Origin of the sequence: Bradyrhizobium sp. 604_D8_N2_3 (genome assembly GCF_051810765.1) — a bacterium.
GTDB lineage: Bacteria > Pseudomonadota > Alphaproteobacteria > Rhizobiales > Xanthobacteraceae > Bradyrhizobium > Bradyrhizobium barranii.
Window position 1 is genome coordinate 379,824 of record NZ_JBPWPM010000002.1, and the last position, 23,042, is coordinate 402,865.

The window sequence follows — 23,042 nt, forward strand, 5'->3', positions numbered from 1 at the left end:
GGAGCAGTTCGCAAAATCTGTGATGAGGGCCTACGGCATAAACGCTTCTTGCAAGATGCGACTCATGCCGGACAGGTCGGTCGAGCCATATTGTTCTGGGACCACTGACAAAGGCGAAGTTGTTGAAATCAACTCCGCTGAGATATCAGTTGGGCGGATGCGCCAGAAGCCAAGGTTCAATTGATGGCGCCGGGCGAAGGGATTGAACCTTCGACACGCGGATTTCTACACTGCGCCGTGGTAAGATGGCCTCGGCTTTACCGAGGGGCATCCCAATGAGCGACAGCGCTACCGCTTCCGAATTGGCCAGGCTGATGAAGGTGACCGAGGCGATCGTCGCCGAGCTGGAGCGCCAGCGCGTGGCCGACGCCGTTGCCGATCTGGGGTTCGACCCGATGGAGATGGCCAGGGCCGTGATCCGCGCAGCGGACGGCGACGTGGTCCCCTTCCCTGGTCCACGCGGCCATTGATGAGTACTTCCGATTAGCGCGTAGCGCTCGCCGGCCATGCTCGGAACGGGACCGCGGCGCGGGCATTGGCCCAGATGGATGACAGGAAGTGGATCGCCATCATGGTCTCGTCGATGCTGCTGCTGATCGGCATCGCCGCCGTGCTCGTGCAGCGGCCGGAGCTGGTCCACGCGGTGATGACTCGGTAGCGCGAAGCGCTCGCTACCCACGGCGGCCGGCGGCGCGGGGTAGGACTCTCTCCAGGGCGAAGCCCTGAAAGGATCCCCGCACCATGAACGACCGCCCGATCGCGAACGTTTGCGGATGACCGCAAAGCAATTCCCGCCCAAAGTGGGCACGGGCAACTGACGACGAGGAAGGCCGCCAACGAAGGCGGCCTCTTGCTGGTGGTCGGCCTCAAATCACTTGGTGTGGCCTTACTTGGTATAACCCTGGCTCGTACACCACCACATGTCGTCAGCCCCGCTCGAGCCATGCTCGATGACGTATTTTCGGCACGCTTCGTAGTTGACGGCATAACGCTTGGCACACGGGACCGGGGAAATGGTGCCGCTACTCCAGGAGCATTTGTATTGGGCGTTGGCTGTCGGCATTGAAAGGGTTGCGAATGATAGCACACTTTCGACTGCGCCAGGACACCCTAGTTCCGAAAAAATTCCCGAACCGAGCTGCCGGCAGACGCTAAGCCTTTGGATTAAGCGAACCGCGAAATATTGTTAGTACACGCTTCGCTTAGAAAGGATGCCGGACAAAGCCGACCGATGTCGCCGAATGTCGGGCAAAATTACCGAACTAATTCCCGAACTGATTTCCCACAGCGAAACGCCGCTAGCGCTGGCATTCCAGCGGCAGAGCGCCGTGAAGAGTCCGGGAAGATCTGCTGACTAGCAAATAGGAAGACACTGGGCTGCGAGATTGGCCGCCAACTGCGGCCTTACTCCGCGCGACAGGCTCAGCGGCCGCGCGTCAGAGCCTCTGCGGCCATCGCCCGATTCAGCCACTCGTCGGCAAACAAGAGCCATTGAGCTTTAGACGACAAGACGTCAGTCTTGTCTGCCTGTTCGAGGCACTCCACATACTCACGACGAAACTTCGCTGCATCTTCGAACATGACACCCAGCCGAATAAAAGCGGCCTATTCAGATCTCAATGCTAGCGAGAGCAGGCTTAAAGGCCAGTCGAAAATCAAAGTCCTGCCGCGACAATTTTACTTAGGCCACTGAGGCCAGCAGAAAGAAGCTCAACGCAAACCCGAAACTCGCTCGCCCCCGTGCCACCAGCAAAACCAGCCCCAGCGCCGGCAGCACGTCGACACACGCCCTCACCAGCAGATGCGGCTCGAATCTGATGAACGGCAGATAGCTGCAATAGCGCTGGACCAGTGACAGCGAGACGCACTGAGCCGCCACGAACGTCAGCAGCAGCGCCGGCAGCACCAGGCGCTGCTTCGGGGGGCGACGAAGGCCTCGAAATCAGTGAAGCGGACGACGCGGCCATCGACAACCGAATAGATCGCGCCATCGCCGTCGAAGCGATATGGGCGGCCGTCGAAGTAGCCTTGAGGCTGAAAATCCCCGGCGATCAAATCCGGCTTCATGGATCAATTGTTTCCCAACATGTCGCGGAAGTTGCCACAAGTTGTAGGGCGGCATCAAGGCAATCCCCAGTCTAATCCACCTCTGCGCGCAACAAAAAAGCCCGCCGCGCTCTGGATCAGCGCGCCGGGCCAACCGGCGGGCCATGGGAGACACCAGAACGCGGACAGATTTAGTCGGCAGCAGCCAGAGTGAAGTGGAGATAGAACTTCCGGATCACGTCCATCAGCGTGATAGTTCCTCTTAAAGAGCGCTCTCAGCTGCTCCCACTTGGCCTCGATCCACCTCAAAGCCATGAGAAGAGGCTTCTGCAGAATAGGGATGTCCTGTGCGATAAGAAGGAGGCGAGAGGCAGCATCTAGAGGCCGAAGATAGGCAAAAAGCTGAAGACGCCTCCCAGGATGAGCAACCCGGCGACAACGACACGGACCCAAAACGAGGATGGTTCTCGTAGCCTCAGAATGAAGCTCGACACCTTCGTAGGCACCCGTCGCCGGAACGATTCAAAGTATCTATCCAATTCCGCTTTGACAGAAGCCATTAACTCGACCTTCTCTGATACCAAGGTGCCGCAACCCTCCGAACAAGCGCTTGAAATCCGCGACTAGATCAAAAGATCTGTACGCGAAGCGTCTCAAACCCTTTGGCTTCTCGATGGAGATGACAGACGATCCGTATGCGGACAGCCAGGGCCGAGACGTTGCCACCACTGGACCGGTTCTCCCATGGTGTCTTCTAAAGACCGCCCGCCAAATTTCCTCAGGGTTGCGCAGGGCAGATGATAGCCGGCAAGCGCGGGTATGACAGATAGCCCTCGCCTAAAGCGTATCCGGTGTGCGTCGAGGTGAGCTTTGATCCTCGTTGAGCAATTCCTGCTCGGCCAAGCGCCAAAAGTCTTCGTCTCGGCCCTCTGGCTTACCAGCCTGCTCCCACAACTCGTAGGCCCGGGCCGCAACGGCTTCATCAATTCGCCTATTCATCGGCCTTCTCCAGACCCTCAACTAGGGGCAATCGGGGGCGTTCCTAATCCGGTCATCCTCCAAATACATGCCTGTGAACTAAGAAGCCTCTTATTCAGACCGTCGCGTTGGTGTGCCGACACTGATCCAACTGCGTACGCACTGCGACAGGAACGAATTGGACGTCGACAAATTGAATCCCGGTTCCGTTGCGTGAGTGCTAATGCGTCAGTTCCGATGGCTTTTGTCGATCGCCCCGAACAGCGACGAGACTGTCTACTTGGTTGCGGACAACTCCGGCCGCAATGGCAGCGCTTGGCGAAGCAGACTTGGAGAGCGCGGTGGAGACCGTCATCCAGGATCTGCTGGCCGGAGAATATCGCAAGCCGATCCGCGTAGTCGCCTTCAACACAGCCGAACGCTGCTCGGAAGATGTTTCCGAGCACATTGCCCGCGAAATCCAGCGTCGCGGCAATCTGCAACTGAACGACGTGCCGTCGTACCTGCGGGAGTTTGTGGATCGCTACTCACCACAAGACCTGCAGCAATTCAGTCTTCGCCTGGTGTAGCCATGGCCTTCCAGCGGAAAAAGCCGGAAGCGCTCGGTGTCAAGGCGACCGCGTGCCATCCGGCGAGCTATGGATTCACGAAATCAAGTTCGACGGCTACCGCGTGCAAGTCCACCTCCAACGAAGCCGTCAAGGTCTTCACACGGCGCGGCCACGACTGGACCAAGCGATACCCCTGGATCGTTGAGGCCGCGCTGAAGAACCGTGAGCAGCAATTCGTCATCGACGGCGAGGCCGTGGTCCTCGGCGTCGACGGCCCATCGGACTTCAACGCCCTGCACTCGCGCCGGCACGATCACGAGGTGCAGCTCTACGCCTTCGACATCCTTGCGGTCGGCAGCGAGGACCTGCGGCAGCTGCCACTGACGATGCGTAAGACCAATTTGGTGCGGCTGCTGCGCGGCCGGCCGGACGGCATATTCGTCGCGCCGTTCGAAGCGGGCGCTATCGGCCCTGACCTGTTCGGCGCCGCCTGCCGCATGGGCCTCGAGGGTCTGGTCTCGAAACGCCGCGATCGGCGCTATGGCGCCGGCCGCTCGAAAGACTGGATCAAGGTGAAGAACCGGACGCACCCGGCGATGACGCGAGAATTCTAGGCGTTCGTCAGCGACTTGCCGGTCGAAACACTCGCTGAACCAGCAGGCCCGCAAATGGGAAAAGCCGCAGCGTGGTTCCAGCCCCACTGCGGCCATCCCGGATAACTTGAAATCGGTTGGTACTTAAATCGCGCCGGTGTTCCTTTAGTAGAACACCCCGTTCCAAAAATGGAGTCCGGACAACTACCGGAATCCGGTTTTGTACGCATTGTCACTAGGAGGGCAGACATGGCACGGCAGGTCATTCCAGCCCCAATGCTCCCGGCTGCCGATCCAATTGCGGATTAGAGCGCCGGGAGTGCTAGGCCCGCCAGTTGTGGCCGAGGAAGAACAGCCCAGCCAGCACGCCAATAGCGGCCGGTATTACCAGGCTCAGACAGTCCATGACGCACCGCCTCCCAGCAAAGGAATCGTCCGTCTGATAAACTGACGGCCTTCGGCTGCGTTAAGCGTCAGCGATAAAAACCCGCCAGCGTGAACCGGCAGGTCTTTGTGATGGACTCGCGATCGGCTTACCAAGGAAGATAGAGCGCGACGAACAGCGCCAAGCCGATCAGACCGCACGCCTCCGCGACCGACCGCGTGCCATCCGGCGAGCGATGGATTCACGAAATCAAGTTCGACGGCTACCGCGTGCAAGTCCACCTCGCCAACGAAGCCGTCAAGGTCTTCACACGGCGCGGCCACGACTGGACGAAGCGTTTCAAGAAGGTTTCCGATGACGCCTGGCACGTCAAGGCGAGCTCGGCCATCATCGACGGAGAGATTGTCGTACCTGCCACCGACGGCACGACGGACTTCTCTGTCTTGCAGAATGAGCTCAAAGGCAAGTCAACGAAGATCGTGCTCGTCGCCTTCGACCTGCTCTACCTCAACCGCAGGGACATCCGGAAGTTACCGCTGTTTCAGCGCAAGGCGGAGCTGAAGAAGATCATTGCCGGCACCGACGTTCAGTTCAGCGCGAGTTTCGAGATCGACGGGAACGAGATGTTTGCCCATGCCTGCAAGATCGGGCTCGAAGGCGTCATCTCCAAGGTGCGCGACAGCGCGTACCTGGGCAAACAATAGCCCCCGTAAGTCCGCCGTTCAAAAGCGCCGCTTTAGCTACGGCCCGCGCACTTCCGATCTGCAACAATAATCGGAAGCACTCGGTGTCGGCAAACACTTCGCAAGAGGGCCAGAAGCTGCTGTGAGCAGATGCAGCAAATGACGTGGCGGTTGCGCGCTTACTCGATCGCTTCGCCGGCGATGACGAACAGCGTCGGTGGCAGTTCAAGGCCGAGCGACCTCCTCGGACGCACAACACCCGTCTCAGCGATGTCCTATTGCCACATGGGCTTCGACTGGAGCAGCGAGGCCATCGCCAACGCGGTAGGCCGCAAGCGCATCTCTTACGTCGGTGGTAATCTTTTCTTGTGCCTCCTTATCCAAGCCAGCAACTGCTGCTGCGACTGGAGTTGCTGAAATATAGCCTGGCACATATTCAGCCATTGATGCGTGTCGAATGGTCTCGCGTTCGACTCGAATTTCAACGCCCCGAAATCCCTCGGCAACAATGATTTGTTGTAATTGGTCAGCGTCACCAAAGCTGAATGCTGATCGGATTTGCGTAGCCTGTTCACTCCCTATATTACGCTCAACAGCATCAGCGATCGCCGCTTGCCACGGGCAATGCTCGATTGAACGCCAGACGCTGATAACCACCCGGCCTCGATCAGCCAACACTCTATGCATTTCGGAAACCGCTGCGGCTTTGTGAGGAATGAATTGCAAGCCATGTTGGCAAATGACACAATCGAAAGTCGCATCAGCAAACGGCATGTCTGTAGCGTTGCCCATCCGCCATTCGATTGCGGCGGCTGTTTCACGAGAAGCGCGTGCTCGCGCGAGCATGCCCGCGTTGAGATCGAAGCCGACAACCAGTCCTGCAGAACCGATCTTGTTTGCTAAGAGTCGGGTCATAACGCCAGTGCCGCACGCGACGTCCAGCACGCGATCGCTCGGTTTAATCGCGGCGGCTTCCACAAGTCGGCGCGAGTAGTCCTGTAAAAAGACGTCGACGATGTGTGTGTCGTAGGCAAGGGGAGCATTGCCCTCGAGCTGCCAAGCTGGAACTCCGGAGCTGCTTTGTGACATTTCGGCCTCCATCACAGGCAGCGCACGACGAGCGCCCATCCGTCGCACCGCCGAGCATCGAGAGGGCCGCAACCGCGCGCCGCCTCATGGGAAACGATTATGGACCTACACCAAATATAAACAGATCATCGGTGGAGTGCATTGCAACAATGAACGGCGCCTGATCTCCCATTCGAGTCCAGGCTGTGTAAAAACGCGGGGGTAGGCACCATCATCCTGGTGGCCGACGCACCGATAGAGCGGCATTGACGAGCCTTCCATCAACTCTTCGTCGGTAATGACTTCACAGGAGCCCGCCGGTAACAGCCGGTCGATACTCGCGATCCGGAATGGACACTTGAAAATTACTGTTTCACGAGGGAAAAGGCAGATCACTTGCCTCCCGAGGACCGCGAGGACCTTCTGAAAAAGGCCCGCGAAGCCGATATCGCCGCCCACATTGACGGATGGCTTAACTCGCGCGGATTGCTGCCACCGAAGTAAGGCATATGATTCTGGCTGATTTGGAAGCTAAAGGAGGTGCGTTTGGCAGCCGACCTGGTTTTGAAAATTGCCATCATAGGACTAGGTGTCTTTTCAACGGTTCTAGTCTCTATGTTGTATTCAATCTTTGAGAGAGAGGCCGCCTCAGTTGGCGGCCTCGCCGTTAACAGTCAGTACCGACGATAGCCCCTGTGATAGCCATACGCACGGTGGTATCCGTAACCTCGACGCACGCCATAGCCATAGCGACCGACGCCGTAGCCATACCGTCGATAGACCGGTGCCGTGCGGACACAGCCGTTCGGACCACAAACCAAGGCGACGCTCTCAACGTTTGATGTTTGTCCGAGAGGAGCGAGCGGCATAGCCGATGCCGCACCAGCGGTGAACGCGACGCCGCTGAGCGCGATTAGTCCAACGAGTGCGAGCTTGAGTTTCATAAGTGTCCTCCTGTGGAGCGCTAGAACGTACGGCACAGTAGGAAGGTGCACATGAACGAGGGATGAGCAGGATTTTAATTTCCGATGTTAAGGCCATCGACACCCGCAAGGCACGCGGCGGATTTTTCGCGTGCCACAACACCGGAGTTGACCGGTCATACAAGGATACTATGTCCGACAAACTCGATTTTATCAAATACCTTATCTCAACGCTCGCCGCTGCTTCCACGAAGCTTCTTGCTGCGACCCCAGCAAACGCAGACACGGCCGGTCGTCTCAATCAGATCGTACGTACGGCTGACGACAATGTGTCTGATGGCCATTGGGCTCGCATCGCACCGCTGTACGAGCCGTTAGCGCCAAAACTGGAATTGGCAGTGATGCATGTAAACGCGGATATCATTGCCGGTCAGAAGCCCGCGCCTGACTTCCATACATACTTCGCGCTGCTTGCGGCCGAAGTGCAGAACTGACCACCATATTGCCGTCGCAACTGGCTGTGTGTACCGAAAACCTTATCCGAGTGTGATGCCGCGTTGGAATCGCCTAAGCTGGCGGAATGATCGGGCTGTTCTGCTTCGTTCTTGCCGTCCTGGCCTCGCCCTGATCGGATCAATCCGGCGTGAATGTGTGGACCACATCATTGTCCTGGGGGAGACACATCTGCGCCGGATTCTGAGATCTTACGCTCGCTACTATAATGCGACGCGGACACACTTGGCCTTAGATAAGGATGCGCCCGTTTCTCGCCCGGTTCAGCGAACCGGTGCGGTCAGGTCACGTGCCATCCTGAGCGGACTTCATCACCACTACGCCCGAGCTTAAGTTTTCGGTAGAGACCACCATGCAAAGCCCGGTTGCTGCTGCCGGGGGCAAAATAGAGCCGATCATCGGCATCATCGGCGTCGCCACGACCAGCAGCAATACGAGCGACGCGAGCGGCTGTGCCGCATCATTGGAGGCGCGATTTCACCAGAGTGTCCGAGGGTCGTTCGCCGAACTGAAGACGATAACTCCTCGCGAAATCCCCCAAGTGCCAAAATCCGAAAGCGAGCGCACACGCCTTTACACTATCCGCTCCGGCCAGCAGTCGTTGCCGCACGAGCCAGAGACGCCTCAGGCGCAAATATCGGTGGAGGCTCATTCCTCGGTATCGCTTAACCGCCTCGTGCATGGTCCGCACCGAGGCGCCAACTTCTCGCGCAAGTTCATCACTGTAGACCGGACGCCCAATGTTACCGGACAATACTTCCTGAATATCTCGGAAAATCCTGAAATACCCGAGGCAATTCGCATGAAAGGCCCATCTTGCGTCAACCACGTCGGCGAATGCGGCATCAATTCCAGCCAGTAGGGACTCCCGGATTGCGGACGAGGCGTTGCCCGTCTCGCAGGCATCGAATGTCGCGGAAATTGACAGGATCTGCCTCACGAGCTCGCGCAGCCAATGCTGCGCAGCGGTGCTCGTTTCTAACGCTTTCCAGTTGGGACCGGCCTGGGGCCAGCCACGATCCTGTATCGTTGGCGTGAAAATAATCGATGTGAATTGCCGCTCGGCTCGTTCGACCGTGGAATATGCAGCACCGCTGCCGCCGATCGCGATAGCTGAGTGATCTCTTTCGACCCCGTTGAAGCGAATGGGAAACCCGTCATCCATCGAGAACCCGACAGCTGTGCAATTGTCGGCAAGCTGACCATCGGCGATGCGCGGGAAAGACTTGGCAAAATTGATGTCACATCCCGGGAGACTTAGGATGACTTGCTCAGCAGAGATTTTCCGTGCGAGAGGCGTAAATTCGACCTTCAGATTTCGCACGGCTGTTCGATACTGATCGAGATCAGTAAAGCGAAATACCTTTGGCGCTAATACAGCGAGAGCCGTTATTCTCTCCTATCGAGGGCCAAGGCGGCCCTCTAACAATACTAAAGCCGAATCGGGGTCTACGGATTCCGGAATACTACGGATTGAATGTATAGCGACCAACACGTCAGAGCTCAATGAGCCAGCAGAAGAACGAGGATCATTCTGGAGCTGTCCAGGACGGGCGCATCTACATCGAGCGGATCAATGTGCCGTTCCTGTTCAAGCTGAAGGGCAGCGGCAGCGAGTTCGGCGCGGGGCTCAAATACGCGATCGAACGCGGCTGGTTGTCGAAGCACGAAAGCGGCACTTACGTGAAGCTAATGCCGACCGGTGAAGATCTGCTGTCTCGCAAATAGGAAGGTGCTGGGCCGAAATAGGCAGCAAACCGAGGGGCCTTACAGGCGTGGTGCCAGGTAGTCGAGAACCTGGAAAAACCCGTAGAGGGGCGAGCGCGGTCACAGCCGCGAAAGCAACAATCATCGTCGCCCATTCGCGTTTGGAAAATAAATCGAAGTCGAACATAAAGAGCCCCGCCAGGAATCCAGCGCCGAATGTGAAGCCGTCCTACTGACTGCCTTGCTTTTCCGGTGGAGACGGATGAATGAGGGCCTTCGCGTCCGTCGCCTGTGCGATTAGGACTGCAATTCCGTCCAGCGTTTGTCGGTCGTTGATTCCGAGCGACAGGCGCCGATACCGGGCGATCTTGTCCTCGTACTGAATGCACTTCTCACACATGGCTTCCGCTCGACCTAGAAGGCGGGAGCATGAAGCACTCTCAGTCACCGATGGGCGCCTCGGACGGAGCGGTGATCTCCGGACCATAAGCCAGAACTCGGGTTCCCGACAGAAGGAACACAGGCCAACGACGGAGGCGGCATCAATGCCTGCGCCGTTCGACCGCGAATGTGAATTTGAGCTGGAGCACCGGACCGCTGTCGTCCCCGACTTCAATCGACATCTGTTGGCTACTGGCCCCTAGGGTGCGGACGGCATCGCGGGCCATATCGGCCAGCGAGCGCGCCGCCTCTTCCTGCACCTTCTCTATGGTTGCGAGTTCCAGACCTTCCTCATCCGGGAAAATCTCGTCACCCTCTCTGATGTCAAAGTAATACCGTCTCATCAGACCAGAACGACGCCAACCTCAAATTGTTCTTTTCGTAAAGAGCCGCTCCCAAAATCAAACTAGGCCACTGAGGTCAGCAACAGGCGTCTTAAAGCACTGCGGCCGCCCAATGCAGGGACGGCTCCCGCCGGGGCTGGCTGAGCGGGCGGCCGTCCCGCGACCGCGGTATGGAATCAGATCCATCCCGATCGTTCTCAAGCTCGCACGTTCCGAGGGATCGAATGTTCACATTGTACCGCTGGACACATTAACTTTGGTCGGCGCGCTCCCGGCTCTGGTCGTCTGGCAGACGAAGCCCCAGGGCTGGAGGGCCCGGAGCCTCAAAGTCAATTTGCGCAGCCAAGCAGCAACCGACCTAGCGAGCCCGCCCTCTGCCCATTCAGCTAAAGCGAAAGGGGCCGCTTAACGGCGGCCCCTCGCCGGTCAGAATAGAGTTCGTAAATGAAAACCAGCCCCGGCGACGCCAAGGTTAAATTTAGCAATCTCCAGAAATCAAGTGTCTTGATCTCCTTTGCGGGTGTGCCGGCAACTCAGCTTACTCAGCTTGAGCCGTTCCTAAAAGGTTTCGTGTTTGGAACGAAAATATTGGACTGGCGCCCCGTAAAATTCGGGAAGATCATGACTCGTCGCAGCCGTTCAATGTCGCCCGCTGGCAAAAAAGGGAGCGCCGCAGCGGCCCGCATTTTCATCGCAGGAGGGAGGAGTTTCCTCAATGCAACGGACACAGCAGCAGCCCCGACGCCGCATCGAGCGTGGGAAGAGCTTCAAGGAACGCTTGGCTGATGAGGCGGTGCAATTTCGGGCAGAAGCCGCAAAGCTCTCGCCAGGCACGGCCCGCGAACTACTTCTGCGACGAGCACGTCAAGCCGAGACCGCCGCTCACATCGATGATTGGCTTAATGAACTGAAATCGCCCGACTGATCGCCATGACAACCGGATACTACGCATACGCCATCGGACCGGATGGTCATGTCCAAAGCCGCGTCGTCGTCCTCGGCCATAACGACGAGGTAGCCAAGCACTTGGCTGAGCAGCTCGTCGACGGTCACGATATTGAACTGTGGCAAGGGGCGCGCAAGGTTGCGGTCTTCCCGCGCCATGATCGTCCGACCGGTTAGGAACCCGCACGCTCGCCGGCGTTTATTTTTTGCTGACTTGCTGCCGGAGCGGCCCCGGCCTACCCTTGCCCCCCTGCAGCCGGGGCCGTCCCTCCGTCATTGTCGTATCGGAGTAGCGTATGCGTTCCTCGTCCTCGATCGTGCGGCCAATCGCCTCGATCGCGACATCTATCTTGTGCTTGAAGACTTCGGCGCGCGCGCCGGTTGCGCCTGGCGCGAGACGGATGAGGCTGACACTGATCTCGAGGGCGTGCTGCAAAATCTGCTGTCTGGCCAGTACGCTATCCGGTCCGGATGGTTTCCTTCAATCCCGTCGAGGGATGGTCGCGGGATGCGACTTCCGACGTCGCCGACGCACTGGCCCAGCGCGCAGCCGACACCGACGCCGAGGTCTCGTCTGCATTGCAAGCCTTCATCGCCGCCAACGCCACAAAGCGCTTCGACATGCAGCTAGCGCTGCCCCTGCGCGGGGTCGCCTGATGCCCGAGGAAAAGCTGCTGGCCGCTGGTACAATGACCGCGAGTTGCACCAACGTGACGATCTCGGCTGGGTATGCGAGAACCACCCGGACCGCCCTTGGGAAGGCCCGCGCGCCTGCACCTGTGGCGGCGCCGGCGCGCCCTGCCTCGCCTGCAACGCAACTGGCGAAGGTGAGGGTTCGCGCATGCCGGAAGGATTTCAGGTCGAGGTCGACAAGGACGGCTGGCGACACTGAACGGACGTCTGCGCGGTCCTAAACCCGCGGGACCTCAGCGAACATTTGTTAATGATGGCCCGCCTCGTGTCGGATTAGCATTCGCACTACAAAACCCAACGGTTAGGACCCGTATGCGCGAGGCCAGTCATGAAGCACCGTCGTCGGTTTAAGCAAACCCAATCCCTCGAAGAGCGCCTTGCCCAAGAGGCCGAACGCCTAAGAGAGCAAGCCAAGAAGCTCCCGCACGGCTCTGAGCGCGAAATCCTGCTCCGCAAAGCCAGACAGGCTGAGACCGGGTCGCATATGAGCGAATGGCTCAGATCTCCCGGGTTGCAGCCGCCAAGGTAGCCCACGCCCCGGCAGCGGCCTGTTCTGAACTTGTGGCTGCAACCATTCGAAAGACGGCCCGTTTGCTCACAACCGCAACGAGGATCGCCATGAGGAACTTTGCTGCAGTTGCGTTCGCCGTCACCCTCGCGTCCCTCAGCGCAGCTAAGGCCGATGTACCAGGGCCTGACTGGATGCCAATGGAACAGAGTCATGGAGTCGGGCTACACGCAGGTTACTAAACTCAAAGCCGATGACGGTCGGTGGGAAGGCGAAGGCATCAAAAACGGACAGAAGTTGGAATTTCACGCTGACCCCAAAACCGGCGTCATCGTGCGCGAGAAGCCAGACCATTAAAAAGTTGAGGCCGCCTCAGTTGGCGGCCTTTCGTTTGCTTGTGCACTTCGCCGGCGAGCCCCTCTTGGTCTTCTTTTCGGCACTTTTCTTTTTCAACCCGAGCCCCACGAACTCGCCCGACACGTTGTTGTCCAAGCTTAACACAGGGCCGTCATGCTGACGCAACCTTGATGACATCCAACGTCCCGCGAAAGACCATCTCGCCCGCTACATAAAGGATGACGGCTAGGCCGACGTAAGCAATCCATCGATAAGTTTGCAGAAGGCGCGCAATGAAAGAAGCGGCCACGCCCATCATCGCGATGGAAAGCCCCGGGCCGAAAATCAAGATCATCGGATGCTCGCGTGCCGCCCCTGCCACGGCCAGAACGTTGTCGAGAGACATGGAAACGTCGGTAACCGATCCCCGTCGATGCGCGGGTCACGGTTGCAAATTGCCTGTCCATCTCGGCTCTCCGCTATCTCCGAAGTTGCCTTTCCAATCGCGCTAGGCGGCCGCCGTTCCTAACCCGATAGGAACTTCGAGACGCAATCAAGCTTAGCCGTAATCATTCGCTCGGAGTTCCCTACATGAAAGCTCTCACCTGGCACGGCAAAGGCGACATCCGATGCGAGACCGTGCCGGATCCCAAGATCGAGCATGGACGCGACGCCATCATCAAGGTGACTGCCTGCGCGATCTGCGGTTCGGACCTGCATCTGCTCGACGGCGTCATGCCGAGCATGGAAGAAGGCGACGTGGTGGGCCACGAGACGATGGGCGAGGTCGTCGACGTCGGCAAAGGCAATACCATGCTCAAGGTCGGCGACCGCGTCGTGGTGCCCTCCACGATCTCCTGTGGTGAATGCTTCTTCTGCAAGAACGGCTTCTACTCCGGATGCGAGCGGTCCAACCCCAACGCCAAGATGGCCGAGAAGATGTGGGGACACTCTCCGGCCGGCTTGTTCGGCTATTCGCACATGCTCGGTGGTTTTGCCGGCGGTCAGGCGGAGTACCTGCGCGTGCCCTACTCCGATGTTGGACCTTACAAGGTCCCGGAAGGTCTCACCGATGAACAGGTGCTATTCCTGTCGGACATCTTTCCGACCGGCTACACGGCCGCCGAGTTCTGCAACATAAAGGGCGGCGAAACAGTGGCTGTCTGGGGATGTGGTCCTGTCGGGCAGTTCGCTATCAAGAGCGCGTTTCTGCTGGGGGCGGAACGCGTGCTAGCGATCGACACCGTTCCTGAACGGCTGGCACTTGCCAGACAATCGGGTGCAATCACGCTCGATTTCCGGAACGACGACATCTACGATCGTATCCAGGAGTTGACCGGCGGGCGCGGCGCGGATGCTTGCATCGACGCCGTCGGCACCGAGCCTGAATCCACTGCCAGCATCGGCTCTGTGATCGACCGGATCAAGGTCGCGACCTTCATGGGAACGGACAGGCCGCATGTTCTTCGACAGGCGATCGAGTGCTGCCGAAATTTCGGCACGGTTTCGATCGTCTGCGTCTATGGCGGGTATCTGGACAAGATTCCTATGGGCAGCGCCATTAATCGCGGCCTCACCTTCCGGATGGCCCAGACCCCGTCCAGCATTACATGCCGAAGCTTATGGAGAGCATCCAGAAGGGCGAAATCGATCCATCCTTCGTCATCACCCATCGGGCAACACTCGAGGAAGGGCCGGAACTCTACAAGACCTTCCGGGACAAGAAGGACGGTTGCATCAAAGTTGTGATGAAGCCTTTCGGAGCCTGACGACTGTCGGCTATCCGAGCAGGATTATAATGGAGAGCTCAGACGCGCATTTCGATCGCAAGCTGGAAGAACTGAAGCTTCTGAACAGCTGCCTGGCTGCACCGCTATCACTGGATCGTCCTGGTTCGGTCGACGACGTCATTCGTCGCAAATTTCAGCTAACCGCAGCTCTCAGAGCCGCGCATGAGATGCAGGAGTGGAACGCCACCGAGACCGCATGGGCCGGCAGCGCGCGTCCAGTCAGCGGGCCCTTTAAGTTTCGATACGACTATCAACGCGCTGACCTTGCCGTAGAAGGACCGTCATTCTATGCGCTCGATAAGCGCCACGTTAGTTAATCGGCGCGAAGCGCTCGCCGCAATTGCCTTTGTATGGTTCGCCGCTTCGACATCTGTCGATCAGCAGGAACTGCAAGTCAGATTTGCTTGCGAGCTGCAGGGAGTTTGCACAATCCTGCCAGATTGCTTCGGCAGGTCCGTGCTGTTCAAAATGGAGACGAGCATTGCTACCTAAGAAGAAGCAGACCCAAATTCGCAAGGCCTACACCCGCGACGATCTCAAAGCCCTGAAGCAGTACTCGAAGGCGCGCACGCCAATCAGCAAGGTGGCGAAGACGATGAAGCGCAGCGTCCCCGCATTGCGGGCCAAGGCGCATCAGCTTGGCATTGGACTGGGCGAAGCCCACCGCGGCTAATTTGCATTTTCTGCAGCGGAATGGTACCAAGACCCTCTTCCAGGACCCGTTGCATTTCCACAAAATCGATGCGTCCTACCAAGGAGAGCCCCCCGAAAAGGGGGGTCTTTTGTTTCAGGGGGCGGGGACGATGCGGCTCTGGCTGTCGATCATTGCGATCTGCTTTGCGGGGCCGGCTCTCGCTGGCCAGGCCGGAGTCATGACGCTCGGGGTCTGGCAGAGATCATGCGGCCAGTTCATCGCCGCCGTTGGTCAGGCTCCCCTTGGCGCAACCGATCTTCAAATTTGGGCTCTGGCAATTCCGGGCGCTGCAGGAAAACGTCAACCGGCGGCGCCTGGCGATCGGGGCGCCGCTCAGTCGTCGCCGGCTCAACGTCCGATATGTATTTTAGTTTGAAGGACCGCAGGTAAGTGACGCGATCTGCCCGGATGCATCGAAAGTTAATAAGGCGCTCACGACACCCTCGCGTGTGACATACGAGATTACTGTTCCATCCTCTGATAGCTGCAGGTTGTCTAGATGGGACGCGGGACGCTTCCTAAGGCGGTCATCCCAGTAAGCACGCAAGCTGTCTGTGCTGGTGATAATTTTTATGCCTTCGCAGCTGCAGTGAACCACCGCGTCTTCGGCATACATTGCCAAGATAGTTTCAATGTCTCCAGCGCGGTAGGCATCAAACCAGGCAACGGCAGCGGCCATCGGGTCAAAGGACATATTCCTACCTCCCTGCCGTGTTCTCGTTCGTCGCAGCGAGTAGGGAGAAATTGCCAGTTGTTCCCAGGATTGTCACCTCCTCTTGGTCGAGAATCAATGCTTCTACAAAGAGCAAGAAAGCCGACGGGTCGCCTTCGAGCATCCGCGGCCGGTGGGTCATAGACCGTAACTAGCGGCGCAAGCCTTCCAAGGACCACGGCAGATGAAGCTACGCCTAATGACCTGAAACGGACGTTATATGGAGCTGTGATCACGCGTGACAAAGTTGCAGGCGCTGATCGTTCATCAATGAACTGTTCACTTGTGAATTGCCACTTTTGCCCTGCATCTTGCCGGGCCGTTTTTTCTTGAGTGAATTAACAAAGGTGATTGACGGAACCCGCTAACTGCACCAACCTGATCGTGTCGGGTGGGCTCCCCAAAGCTTCCTGACGCGCTCGAAATGGAACAGCTACTTTCAAAAGCCCCGCTTAAGCGGGGCTTTTTTTGCGCTCTGCGCTCCTCTTCGAGCACCAGATAGTGGCCGTCTCTCCCCCGTTATTGTATCGGAGCAGCGTATGCGTTCCTCGCCCTCGATCGGATATCGCGATCGAGGCGGCCGGCCGGCACGGACATGCAGTTGACCCTGCCGTTGCGCGGTATCGCCTGACGCGCAGGTGAGCGAAATCAATCGAGTCAATGGCTCGGCGGCTGCGAACCGGGAGGCTTCAACGATCAGCTTGACGAAGCGCTGCGGCGGGCACAAGCAGAGTGCAAGGCCCATCCGCATCGCACTGGCTGCTAGTTCAGCGCATTGTCTGAGGAATCGAGCATGAGGCGATGGAAGCCTATGTACCGCTGGCCTAAATGGCTGGAGCGGTTCTGGGGAATCGTCTTCCTTATTGTCGGGGTTTTAGGGCTATGCCTGTTGGCTAAGTGGGCGATTGAGTTCCTAAGCCAAATTTGACCGCCCTCGCTGTCCGCGCCGCGACGCCAAGTTTTCCCGGCGCCCCTAGGCTCGCGAGGGCGAAACTTTTAGGCCCCATTGACCAACCTCTTGGGCCAGGTCTAGGCGCCGCGCGCAAGCCCCAGCGGATGGCTCGGCACCCGACTAGCGCCTATCCTGTGTCGTCATGATCAATAACACCGCCCTCACCCGCCGCCGCTCCGACAATCCGCACGACGAGACCTGGTGCACATCTATTCCGGCGACGTCCGCATCGGCACCATCGGCGTGCGCGCCGGCGTGCCTGTGCAAGCCGATCAATGGGCTTGGTCGATCGGCTTCTATCCCGGCATGGAGCCAGGCGCCGGGCGGAGAGGAATAGCCGCCACCTTCGAAGCCGCACGCGAGGCTTTCGAGGCCGCGTGGTCCGATCTGCGGCCTACCATCCCCGACGCCGCCTTCGCCGAATGGCGCCAAGACCGCGACTGGCGCGCCGCGATGGCGGCCAAGCGGGCTCGGAGCGAGGAACTCGACAGCGAGACCAGAAACACGATGATGCGCTGCGTCTGCGGGGCCACATTCGACAGCTGGAAACCGGCGGAGAGCTACCAGCACCGAGCGCACATCACCGCCGCGCAGTGGCCGCGAGCGCCGCACTAGGAATTCCGCTGCTGCGATTGGCGCGAGGTGTCCCGTTGCCACTTCTGATGATCGGCGCCGGGCTTGCCCTGACCTCGAAGACGGTGCGTGATCGCGCTGCGGACGCGTCCGGTCCGGCAATGGATAGAGCGGGGGAAATGCTCGAGGAGTTGACGGAGGGTGCCCGCGCCATGCAGGGCGACGCGACGGAAAAGCTATCCTCAGGTGAAAAACTCAAGTTTGGTATCGACGCAGCCAAGGATGCGGCGGCGAAGGCGCCTGACCAGGCCCGTCAGACCATCAGCGACAATGCTGCCCTCATCGGAGGTCTCGGCATCGCGATCGGCGCCATCATCGCGGCGGCTCTTCCCGAGACCAAGGCTGAAGGCAAGGTGATCGGTCGGGCGAGCGATGGCGTGAAACAGGCTGCGGCCGAGGCGGCCCACTCCGGATTCGAGGCGGCGAAAGAGGCGACCACGTCGGCAGCCGACGCGGCGGCACAAAAGATCGCTGAGGCCGATCTCGGCACCTACGCCAGTCGTATGACGCAGGATGTGGCGGGCGCTCTGAAAGAGGCTGCGGACGACGTCGTCAAAGCCGCCTTTAGCCCTTCCCAAAACACCAACACCTGAAGGAAACAATCATGAACGATGTGGACCCGAACAACATCACGCAGTTTGCGCCGAGCCGAGACAAGGGACCCTCGAAGGATCTGAAGGAACAGATCGGTGAAGCCGGGGCAGAGATGAAGCAGCGCGCTGGCGATGCCCTTCAGGCAACGGCCGATCTCGCGCGGGACAAGTTCAGTGAAGCGGCTGATGCAGCCAAAGGGGTGACGGAAGGGACGGTGGAGCAGATTCAGAGCCAGGCCCGCGAGCAGCAGCGGTCGGGCGCCGCTTTCGTTGAGCGCCTCGCAGGCAACATGCGTGAAGCCGGCCGAGCATTTGAGAGCGACGTACCGTTCGCTGCACGCGGCATCGGTTCTGCTGCCGACTACGTCGAAGAAGCCGCCCAGAAGATCCGCGATGGCAGCTTCCGGGATCTCGTCGAAGGTGCAACTGATTTCGCCAAGCGTCAGCCCGCCGCCTTTCTCCGAATATCCGTGCTGGCAGGCTTCGCAGCGCTCCGCTTTTTAAAAGCGTCCGGCGAGCAATCCTCATCATCGAAGCGGAGCGGCACAGTGAATAAATCGTCGTCGGAAGCCGTTCAGAAGTCCGGTGCCCCGCCGTTCTCGGCGAGTTCCGCGCCGCCCGGTCCGAGTTCGCAACAGACATCATCCTCACAGGGCAGCGCCGTACCATGAGCATCGAGCACGATATCAAAACCAGCCAGGGCGAGTTTCGGGTCATCTCGACGCTGCTGGGCGATACCATGTCGCAGTTCGCCAAACTCTTCCAGAACGAAATGGACCTGGCCAAGGCCGAAGTTGGCGACAAGCTTCAGAAGCTTGGTGGCGCGCTAGGTTTGATTGCAGGTGGTGCCGTTCTGGTGATTCCAGCGATCGTCATGGCACTGTTTGCCCTATCCGCGGCGTTGATCTCCGCAGGATGGTCGCAACCGGTATCGTATCTGACGTCGGCGTTCATAGCGGCGGTAATTGCGGCCTTGCTCTTTGCAGTCGGCATCAACCGGCTTGATGTGCGCAATCTGGCACCTCGAGAAACGATCAGCCAGCTTGAAAAGGATAAGGACACCATGAAAGGAATGGTGCGATGAGCAACACAAAGAGCAGTTTTATTGACAATTTGGTGACAGCGGCCCGGGAAAACCCCCTTGCCGCTGCGCTTATCGGAGGTGGAGCGCTTTGGCTGTTGGCTGGCGACCAGAAGCTGAAGACCGCGACCCGCTCGGCTGTGGACGCAGTTTCACCCGTGGCCGATGCTGGAACTACTCTCAGGTCGGCAGCGTCGGCTGTGAAGCAGACTGTGGCGCCTCCAACGGCACCTGAAATGGACGACGAGGGATCGCTGGGCGTCGGCGAAACTTTGCGCGGCGCCACCGCAGCGGCTTCCGATGTAGTCTCAGGAGCTGCCGACCGCGTTCAGGATCGGTTCGACGAGGGCGTCGCTTTCTTCCAGGACACACTCGGCACTGCGCTTCCAGGTAAAGAAGCGCTCAGTGCGCAATCGTCAATAACTGAGTTGCTTGAAAGACAACCCCTGGTGCTTGGGATTGTGGGCATGGCGATCGGTGCAGCAGTCGCAGGCGCGTTTCGCGCTTCCGAAATCGAGAACGAATATATCGGCAAAGTTGCCGACGATGTGAAGGCCGACCTGAATCGTCGCGCTGGCGCGGTATCGCAGGCCTTGCGAGAAGCCTCAGATACCGTGGTCGCAGAAGTCGGCGACAAAGGTGCCGAAGCCTTGGATAGGGTGAAGCAGGCCGGCATGGATGCCGCTGAGGCAGCCACCGCCAAAGTAAGGTCCCCCCAACCGGGCTAAGGTTGCGGTGGTCGTGATCACGTGGATCTGCAGCGAGGTGCGGAGTGCACCCCTGAGGTGACTTCTCAGATTGCGCGCCGTTGTGTGCCGACCACAAAGCCTTAGACAAGCAGCACGATGACCGTCGATCAATCCTGTGCCTTCGCCAGGACGATACCAGCCACGGGCTTGCCCAAGGTAAGCCGCAACGAGGGCACCAACGATCCCGAGGATGGTCGTTAGGATGAACCTGGCTCCGAAACAGTGCACCATGGAGCAGATCACCTGACCCGTTTCCATGCCGGAGGCCAAGGCGGCAGTCCAAGACGCAAGACAAACGAGCGGTATCGAGCAGACATCACGTAAGGCGGTTTAGACGTGGTCCAAAACCGAGAAGGGCGCATCGATACGCGATCGAAAGGTGGGAACGGGCGAAAGCGTGGCCCCTCGTAACCGTCTACTGCTTCGCGTCTTCGTCCTGGCGGTCTTTCAAGTCTTGCGCTATCTGATCAACCGACGTCTCGCTTGCAAGCTCATCCGGCCTACCATCCTCGGTGTCCTCGACATCCAGTTTCTTCGCGATGCGCTGCAATATGCGCAACGACTGGGTCGCCTCCCTCTCTGCAAGGAGATTGATCTGCAGCTCCAGGTGATCGCGCCGTTCCAGAGTTCGGTCGATCAGGCTTTGGCGGATCAGCACGCATGAGGTGAGGAGAACGGCTTCGAGCGCGAGGATCGTCGCGAGCAGCGGGAACGGATATTCGTCGAAGGCGTGATGCGGGAAAAAGTGGCTGAGGATGATCCAGCCGATCACGAACGCGCATTGAAGAACGATAAACTGAACGGTGCCGACGAACCAGCCGATCCAGTGAAACAGACGGTGATGAACCGCCAGAGTTTCTTCATCCTGCTTTTCAAGGCGAAGGATTGCGTCGATGCTTTGGGCGGCGGGCCTCGCTGACTGAGTGCCCGCCCGCATCAGTTTGCGACCTTTTCTGCGGCCCGTCGCGCCGACTTCCGCGTTTTGTCGACGCTCTTGTCGGCCGATTTTTCAGCGCGCGCCCTCGCCTCGCATTTGCCGCGCAGATCCTCGATCTCGTCGTCCGTCAGGTGTTCGATACCGACCAGTGAATTCCGGGCCGCGCCGACCCGGATCAATTCGTCGAGCTTGACCTGGATCGCGGCGCTATCGCGGTTTTGAGAATTCTGGATGAGAAACACCATCAAGAACGTGACGATGGTCGTTCCTGTGTTGATCACCAGCTGCCACGTATCTGAGAAACCAAAGAGCGGTCCGCTTACCGCCCATACGATGACGATGCTGGCCGCGATAATGAACGTTGAAGCCCGACCTGCCGCCAGGGAGGTTCTGTTGGCGAGTTCGCCGAAAAACTTCGAAACTCCGGACGGCTCTTTAGCCTTTGCTTTGCCCTTCATGAATGTCGCCCCTGTGTCAGCCGCCGGGATAAATCGGCACTGCGTCCTAAAGTTCCATTGCCCAGGAACCAACCTCTCACATGCTCATTATTGCGGCAGACGGCGCGCGGCGCGGTCATTTGCGGAGCGAATTATATGATCGATACTGTCGTGGTTGCACCGGGAGGGCCCGCGGGCTCGCCGGGAACGGGCGTCTCTTGGCCTTCCATCATCGCGGGCGCAGTCGCCGCGTGCGCGATGACCCTCGTACTGCTCGCCTTTGGCACCGGACTTGGCCTTAGCGCGATCTCGCCGTGGGGAGGCTCAGGCGTTTCGGCCACCACTTTCAAAATCACGACCGGGCTTTATCTGATCGTTATCGCCATGATCTCGTCGTCGATCGGCGGGTATCTCGCCGGGCGTCTGCGGACGGCATGGGAAGGCGTGCACGCGGATGAGGTCTACTTCCGAGATACGGCGCACGGGTTTATCGCGTGGGCTTTAGCTTCGGTACTCGGCGCCGTCGTGCTCGCCAGCCCGGCGACAAGCCTGATTGGCGGCACCGCAGCCGGTGTGAGCCAGGGAGCCGTCACGAGCGCCGCTCAATCGAGCGGTCCGATGGATGGTTATGTGGACACTATCCTGCGGGGCGATCCCGCTGCACAAAACGCTAACTCCGCCGATGCCCGCGGCGAGGTAGTCCGCCTTTTCTCGCGAAGTTTTCGCAACGGCGGCGAACTCAAGGGTCCGGACCGAGATTACACAGTCAAGGTCGTGGCCGCCCGGACGGGCCTGAGCCAGCGGGACGCGGAAAAGCGGGTCAATGAGGTCGTCACGCAGATCAAGGCCGACATCGACGCCGCACGCAAAGCAACCGCTTCGCTCGCATTCTGGATCACGGCTTCGCTTCTTCTCGGCGCCTTCTGCGCCAGCCTTGCAGCCACCGAAGGCGGCGGCCTTCGCGACGGCACCTGGAAACGCCGCCGATAAACGAAAGGAAACATCATGCCGATTTTACTCTGGCTCCTTGGAATTCCGATCCCGCTCATCATCCTGATCCTTCTGCTGCGGTAATTGGGATGCGTCAGCGGCGCATTACCCGCGCCGCTGACGCTCCGCCGTCGAAAAGCGGTAACTGGTTCAGCAGGGAAAGACCGGGGGTATCGCCGTTTTTTCCCACAACGGAGAACAATGCCATGGCGGACAAATTAGACCCGGCACCAACCGACAAACACGCAGACACACCAAAAGAGCGCTCGGCCGCCGACAAGAAGTCGGTTGACGAGCTGAAAAAGGGATTGAAGGACAGCTTTCCGGCATCCGATCCGCCAAGCAACACTCAGCCGCCGAAAACAGTCGACGACGCAGGCTAGAAGGAGCACCGCATGGGCATCGCGAAATACGAGATCTTCGGCACCGACGGCACATGGCGGGTGCGTCATGATGGCAAGGCGGAGAATGAATACGCCACGAAGGAAGCTGCGTTCGAGGCGGCAATTGCGGCGGCCTCACTTGCGCTGCGGCAGGGCCATGACGTGACAGTGACCGCGCCTTCCAGCGGGACTACAACAGGCGCACCCGCCAAGTAGGTTTTCGAGCCCGCAGACGCGAAACCCTTAGTCCTCCAGCCCAGACATGGCACCAGCGCGTTCCGATGCCAGAGGCCACGGCGGCAACGGCGGCAAGCCAAGGACCTCACGCACAGGACCGAACGAGCGTCTATGCGCGGCACATGCGCCAAGCCGCGCAA

General features: G+C 59.1%; 32 protein-coding genes and 5 pseudogenes. 22 read left to right on the plus strand and 15 right to left on the minus strand.

The genetic code is table 11. The features are described 5' to 3' along the window. The first annotated feature begins 275 nt into the window (after positions 1-275). Positions 276-470 (plus strand): hypothetical protein, encoded by a 195-nt coding sequence (locus AB7245_RS46740; RefSeq protein ID WP_085398240.1) that lies wholly within the window; start codon positions 276-278, stop codon positions 468-470. A 952-nt stretch (positions 471-1,422) separates the two neighbouring features. On the opposite strand, the gene AB7245_RS46745 is transcribed toward AB7245_RS46740, so the two are convergent. The 4 genes from AB7245_RS46745 to AB7245_RS46760 all read right to left on the minus strand — a co-directional run bounded on the left by AB7245_RS46745 (position 1,423) and on the right by AB7245_RS46760 (position 3,045). Next, positions 1,423-1,581, minus strand: a complete 159-nt coding sequence (locus AB7245_RS46745) for a hypothetical protein (RefSeq protein WP_167768298.1) — start codon at positions 1,579-1,581, stop codon at positions 1,423-1,425. A gap of 100 nt (positions 1,582-1,681) precedes the next feature. Beyond that, positions 1,682-1,906 carry a hypothetical protein gene (locus tag AB7245_RS46750; protein WP_439035971.1) on the minus strand — a complete coding sequence of 75 codons (225 nt, stop codon included), beginning with the start codon at positions 1,904-1,906 and terminating at the stop codon, positions 1,682-1,684. Continuing rightward, positions 1,885-2,067: a hypothetical protein gene (locus AB7245_RS46755; protein WP_085398237.1), complete on the minus strand. Its 183-nt coding sequence runs from the start codon at positions 2,065-2,067 to the stop codon at positions 1,885-1,887. Before AB7245_RS46755 ends, AB7245_RS46750 begins: the two co-directional genes overlap by 22 nt. Before the next feature lie 816 nt (positions 2,068-2,883). Then, entirely contained in the window at positions 2,884-3,045 is a 162-nt protein-coding gene (locus tag AB7245_RS46760) for a DUF2934 domain-containing protein (protein ID WP_080586918.1), read from the minus strand. 320 nt (positions 3,046-3,365) lie between these two features. Here AB7245_RS46760 and AB7245_RS46765 point away from each other — a divergent pair, with 320 nt between their 5' ends. From AB7245_RS46765 to AB7245_RS46775, 3 genes and pseudogenes are all read left to right on the plus strand, one after another. Beyond that, positions 3,366-3,593, plus strand: coding sequence for a hypothetical protein (locus AB7245_RS46765; protein ID WP_231145593.1), 228 nt, complete (start codon positions 3,366-3,368; stop codon positions 3,591-3,593). 2 nt (positions 3,594-3,595) lie between these two features. Beyond that, complete coding sequence (locus AB7245_RS46770; protein WP_343287564.1) at positions 3,596-4,189, plus strand: ATP-dependent DNA ligase; 594 nt, start codon at positions 3,596-3,598, stop codon at positions 4,187-4,189. 552 nt (positions 4,190-4,741) lie between these two features. Beyond that, positions 4,742-5,242, plus strand: a pseudogene (locus AB7245_RS46775) (ATP-dependent DNA ligase); the annotation flags it as partial. A gap of 258 nt (positions 5,243-5,500) precedes the next feature. Here AB7245_RS46775 and AB7245_RS46780 read toward each other — a convergent pair. Together AB7245_RS46780 and AB7245_RS46785 are read right to left on the minus strand one after the other, a co-directional pair. After that, positions 5,501-6,325, minus strand: coding sequence for a class I SAM-dependent methyltransferase (locus AB7245_RS46780; RefSeq protein WP_231145570.1), 825 nt, complete (start codon positions 6,323-6,325; stop codon positions 5,501-5,503). A 653-nt stretch (positions 6,326-6,978) separates the two neighbouring features. Next, positions 6,979-7,248 (minus strand): hypothetical protein, encoded by a 270-nt coding sequence (locus AB7245_RS46785; protein ID WP_231145569.1) that lies wholly within the window; start codon positions 7,246-7,248, stop codon positions 6,979-6,981. A 62-nt stretch (positions 7,249-7,310) separates the two neighbouring features. On the opposite strand from AB7245_RS46785, the gene AB7245_RS46790 reads away from it, so the two are divergent. Next, positions 7,311-7,721 carry a hypothetical protein gene (locus tag AB7245_RS46790; RefSeq protein WP_162478938.1) on the plus strand — a complete coding sequence of 137 codons (411 nt, stop codon included), beginning with the start codon at positions 7,311-7,313 and terminating at the stop codon, positions 7,719-7,721. Between the two features lie 304 nt (positions 7,722-8,025). Here AB7245_RS46790 and AB7245_RS46795 read toward each other — a convergent pair whose 3' ends face one another. Together AB7245_RS46795 and AB7245_RS46800 are read right to left on the minus strand one after the other, a co-directional pair. Beyond that, positions 8,026-8,148 (minus strand): hypothetical protein, encoded by a 123-nt coding sequence (locus AB7245_RS46795; protein WP_301309079.1) that lies wholly within the window; start codon positions 8,146-8,148, stop codon positions 8,026-8,028. A 52-nt stretch (positions 8,149-8,200) separates the two neighbouring features. Then, positions 8,201-8,905, minus strand: a complete 705-nt coding sequence (locus tag AB7245_RS46800) for a helix-turn-helix domain-containing protein (protein WP_309248245.1) — start codon at positions 8,903-8,905, stop codon at positions 8,201-8,203. A 341-nt stretch (positions 8,906-9,246) separates the two neighbouring features. Between AB7245_RS46800 and AB7245_RS46805 the strand changes: the two genes are divergently transcribed. Beyond that, a complete protein-coding gene (locus tag AB7245_RS46805; protein WP_162478937.1) occupies positions 9,247-9,468 on the plus strand; it encodes a hypothetical protein in 222 nt (73 codons plus the stop codon). Positions 9,469-9,989: 521 nt separating this feature from the next. On the opposite strand, the gene AB7245_RS46810 is transcribed toward AB7245_RS46805, so the two are convergent. After that, positions 9,990-10,232 (minus strand): DUF6894 family protein, encoded by a 243-nt coding sequence (locus AB7245_RS46810; RefSeq protein ID WP_253575052.1) that lies wholly within the window; start codon positions 10,230-10,232, stop codon positions 9,990-9,992. 444 nt (positions 10,233-10,676) lie between these two features. Here AB7245_RS46810 and AB7245_RS46815 point away from each other — a divergent pair, with 444 nt between their 5' ends. Continuing rightward, positions 10,677-11,018 carry a hypothetical protein gene (locus tag AB7245_RS46815; RefSeq protein ID WP_162479146.1) on the plus strand — a complete coding sequence of 114 codons (342 nt, stop codon included), beginning with the start codon at positions 10,677-10,679 and terminating at the stop codon, positions 11,016-11,018. Between the two features lie 96 nt (positions 11,019-11,114). On the opposite strand, the gene AB7245_RS46820 is transcribed toward AB7245_RS46815, so the two are convergent. Beyond that, positions 11,115-11,336, minus strand: a complete 222-nt coding sequence (locus tag AB7245_RS46820) for a hypothetical protein (protein WP_439035972.1) — start codon at positions 11,334-11,336, stop codon at positions 11,115-11,117. A 137-nt stretch (positions 11,337-11,473) separates the two neighbouring features. Between AB7245_RS46820 and AB7245_RS46825 the strand changes: the two are divergent. From AB7245_RS46825 to AB7245_RS46840, 4 genes and pseudogenes are all read left to right on the plus strand, one after another. Next, positions 11,474-11,834 (plus strand): annotated as a pseudogene (locus AB7245_RS46825) (hypothetical protein). Positions 11,835-11,877: 43 nt separating this feature from the next. Further along, positions 11,878-12,069: a hypothetical protein gene (locus tag AB7245_RS46830; protein ID WP_439035973.1), complete on the plus strand. Its 192-nt coding sequence runs from the start codon at positions 11,878-11,880 to the stop codon at positions 12,067-12,069. A gap of 129 nt (positions 12,070-12,198) precedes the next feature. Then, positions 12,199-12,399, plus strand: a complete 201-nt coding sequence (locus AB7245_RS46835; RefSeq protein WP_231145567.1) for a hypothetical protein — start codon at positions 12,199-12,201, stop codon at positions 12,397-12,399. A gap of 192 nt (positions 12,400-12,591) precedes the next feature. Continuing rightward, positions 12,592-12,735: a PepSY domain-containing protein gene (locus AB7245_RS46840; protein ID WP_341850580.1), complete on the plus strand. Its 144-nt coding sequence runs from the start codon at positions 12,592-12,594 to the stop codon at positions 12,733-12,735. 151 nt (positions 12,736-12,886) lie between these two features. Here the strand turns inward: AB7245_RS46840 and AB7245_RS46845 are convergent. Beyond that, a pseudogene (locus AB7245_RS46845) lies at positions 12,887-13,135 on the minus strand (TerC family protein); the annotation flags it as partial. A gap of 170 nt (positions 13,136-13,305) precedes the next feature. On the opposite strand from AB7245_RS46845, the pseudogene AB7245_RS46850 reads away from it, so the two are divergent. The 3 genes and pseudogenes from AB7245_RS46850 (at position 13,306) to AB7245_RS46860 (ending at position 15,177) form a co-directional block, all read left to right on the plus strand. Then, positions 13,306-14,483 (plus strand): annotated as a pseudogene (locus AB7245_RS46850) (zinc-dependent alcohol dehydrogenase). Between the two features lie 29 nt (positions 14,484-14,512). Beyond that, positions 14,513-14,821 (plus strand): hypothetical protein, encoded by a 309-nt coding sequence (locus AB7245_RS46855; RefSeq protein ID WP_439035974.1) that lies wholly within the window; start codon positions 14,513-14,515, stop codon positions 14,819-14,821. 164 nt (positions 14,822-14,985) lie between these two features. Continuing rightward, positions 14,986-15,177, plus strand: a complete 192-nt coding sequence (locus tag AB7245_RS46860) for a hypothetical protein (RefSeq protein WP_162479143.1) — start codon at positions 14,986-14,988, stop codon at positions 15,175-15,177. A 388-nt stretch (positions 15,178-15,565) separates the two neighbouring features. Here the strand turns inward: AB7245_RS46860 and AB7245_RS46865 are convergent, their stop codons facing one another. After that, positions 15,566-15,892, minus strand: a complete 327-nt coding sequence (locus tag AB7245_RS46865) for a nuclear transport factor 2 family protein (RefSeq protein WP_162479142.1) — start codon at positions 15,890-15,892, stop codon at positions 15,566-15,568. Between the two features lie 1,171 nt (positions 15,893-17,063). Between AB7245_RS46865 and AB7245_RS46870 the strand changes: the two genes are divergently transcribed. From AB7245_RS46870 to AB7245_RS46890, 5 genes are read left to right on the plus strand one after another with little or no spacing between them, the layout of a single operon-like run. Further along, entirely contained in the window at positions 17,064-17,477 is a 414-nt protein-coding gene (locus AB7245_RS46870) for a hypothetical protein (RefSeq protein WP_231145566.1), read from the plus strand. A 35-nt stretch (positions 17,478-17,512) separates the two neighbouring features. Continuing rightward, the gene (locus AB7245_RS46875; RefSeq protein WP_439035975.1) at positions 17,513-18,088 is read left to right on the plus strand and encodes a hypothetical protein; all 576 of its coding nucleotides are present in this window, start codon (positions 17,513-17,515) and stop codon (positions 18,086-18,088) included. An 11-nt stretch (positions 18,089-18,099) separates the two neighbouring features. Further along, complete coding sequence (locus AB7245_RS46880) at positions 18,100-18,759, plus strand: hypothetical protein (protein WP_439035976.1); 660 nt, start codon at positions 18,100-18,102, stop codon at positions 18,757-18,759. Next, positions 18,756-19,172: a phage holin family protein gene (locus AB7245_RS46885; RefSeq protein ID WP_439035977.1), complete on the plus strand. Its 417-nt coding sequence runs from the start codon at positions 18,756-18,758 to the stop codon at positions 19,170-19,172. Before AB7245_RS46880 ends, AB7245_RS46885 begins: the two co-directional genes overlap by 4 nt. After that, positions 19,169-19,897: a hypothetical protein gene (locus tag AB7245_RS46890; RefSeq protein ID WP_439035978.1), complete on the plus strand. Its 729-nt coding sequence runs from the start codon at positions 19,169-19,171 to the stop codon at positions 19,895-19,897. Before AB7245_RS46885 ends, AB7245_RS46890 begins: the two co-directional genes overlap by 4 nt. A 126-nt stretch (positions 19,898-20,023) precedes the next feature. On the opposite strand, the pseudogene AB7245_RS46895 reads toward AB7245_RS46890, so the two are convergent. The 3 genes and pseudogenes from AB7245_RS46895 to AB7245_RS46905 all read right to left on the minus strand — a co-directional run. Further along, a pseudogene (locus AB7245_RS46895) lies at positions 20,024-20,125 on the minus strand (GlsB/YeaQ/YmgE family stress response membrane protein); the annotation flags it as partial. 208 nt (positions 20,126-20,333) lie between these two features. After that, complete coding sequence (locus AB7245_RS46900) at positions 20,334-20,855, minus strand: DUF1003 domain-containing protein (RefSeq protein WP_231145563.1); 522 nt, start codon at positions 20,853-20,855, stop codon at positions 20,334-20,336. Next, complete coding sequence (locus AB7245_RS46905) at positions 20,855-21,313, minus strand: low affinity iron permease family protein (protein WP_231145562.1); 459 nt, start codon at positions 21,311-21,313, stop codon at positions 20,855-20,857. The genes AB7245_RS46900 and AB7245_RS46905 overlap by 1 nt, the downstream gene beginning before the upstream one ends. Positions 21,314-21,448: 135 nt before the next feature. On the opposite strand from AB7245_RS46905, the gene AB7245_RS46910 reads away from it, so the two are divergent. From AB7245_RS46910 to AB7245_RS46920, 3 genes are all read left to right on the plus strand, one after another. Further along, entirely contained in the window at positions 21,449-22,282 is an 834-nt protein-coding gene (locus tag AB7245_RS46910) for a hypothetical protein (RefSeq protein WP_439035979.1), read from the plus strand. A gap of 206 nt (positions 22,283-22,488) precedes the next feature. Then, the gene (locus AB7245_RS46915; RefSeq protein WP_253575046.1) at positions 22,489-22,665 is read left to right on the plus strand and encodes a hypothetical protein; all 177 of its coding nucleotides are present in this window, start codon (positions 22,489-22,491) and stop codon (positions 22,663-22,665) included. 12 nt (positions 22,666-22,677) lie between these two features. After that, a complete protein-coding gene (locus tag AB7245_RS46920) occupies positions 22,678-22,881 on the plus strand; it encodes a hypothetical protein (protein ID WP_162479138.1) in 204 nt (67 codons plus the stop codon). Positions 22,882-23,042: the final 161 nt, after the last annotated feature.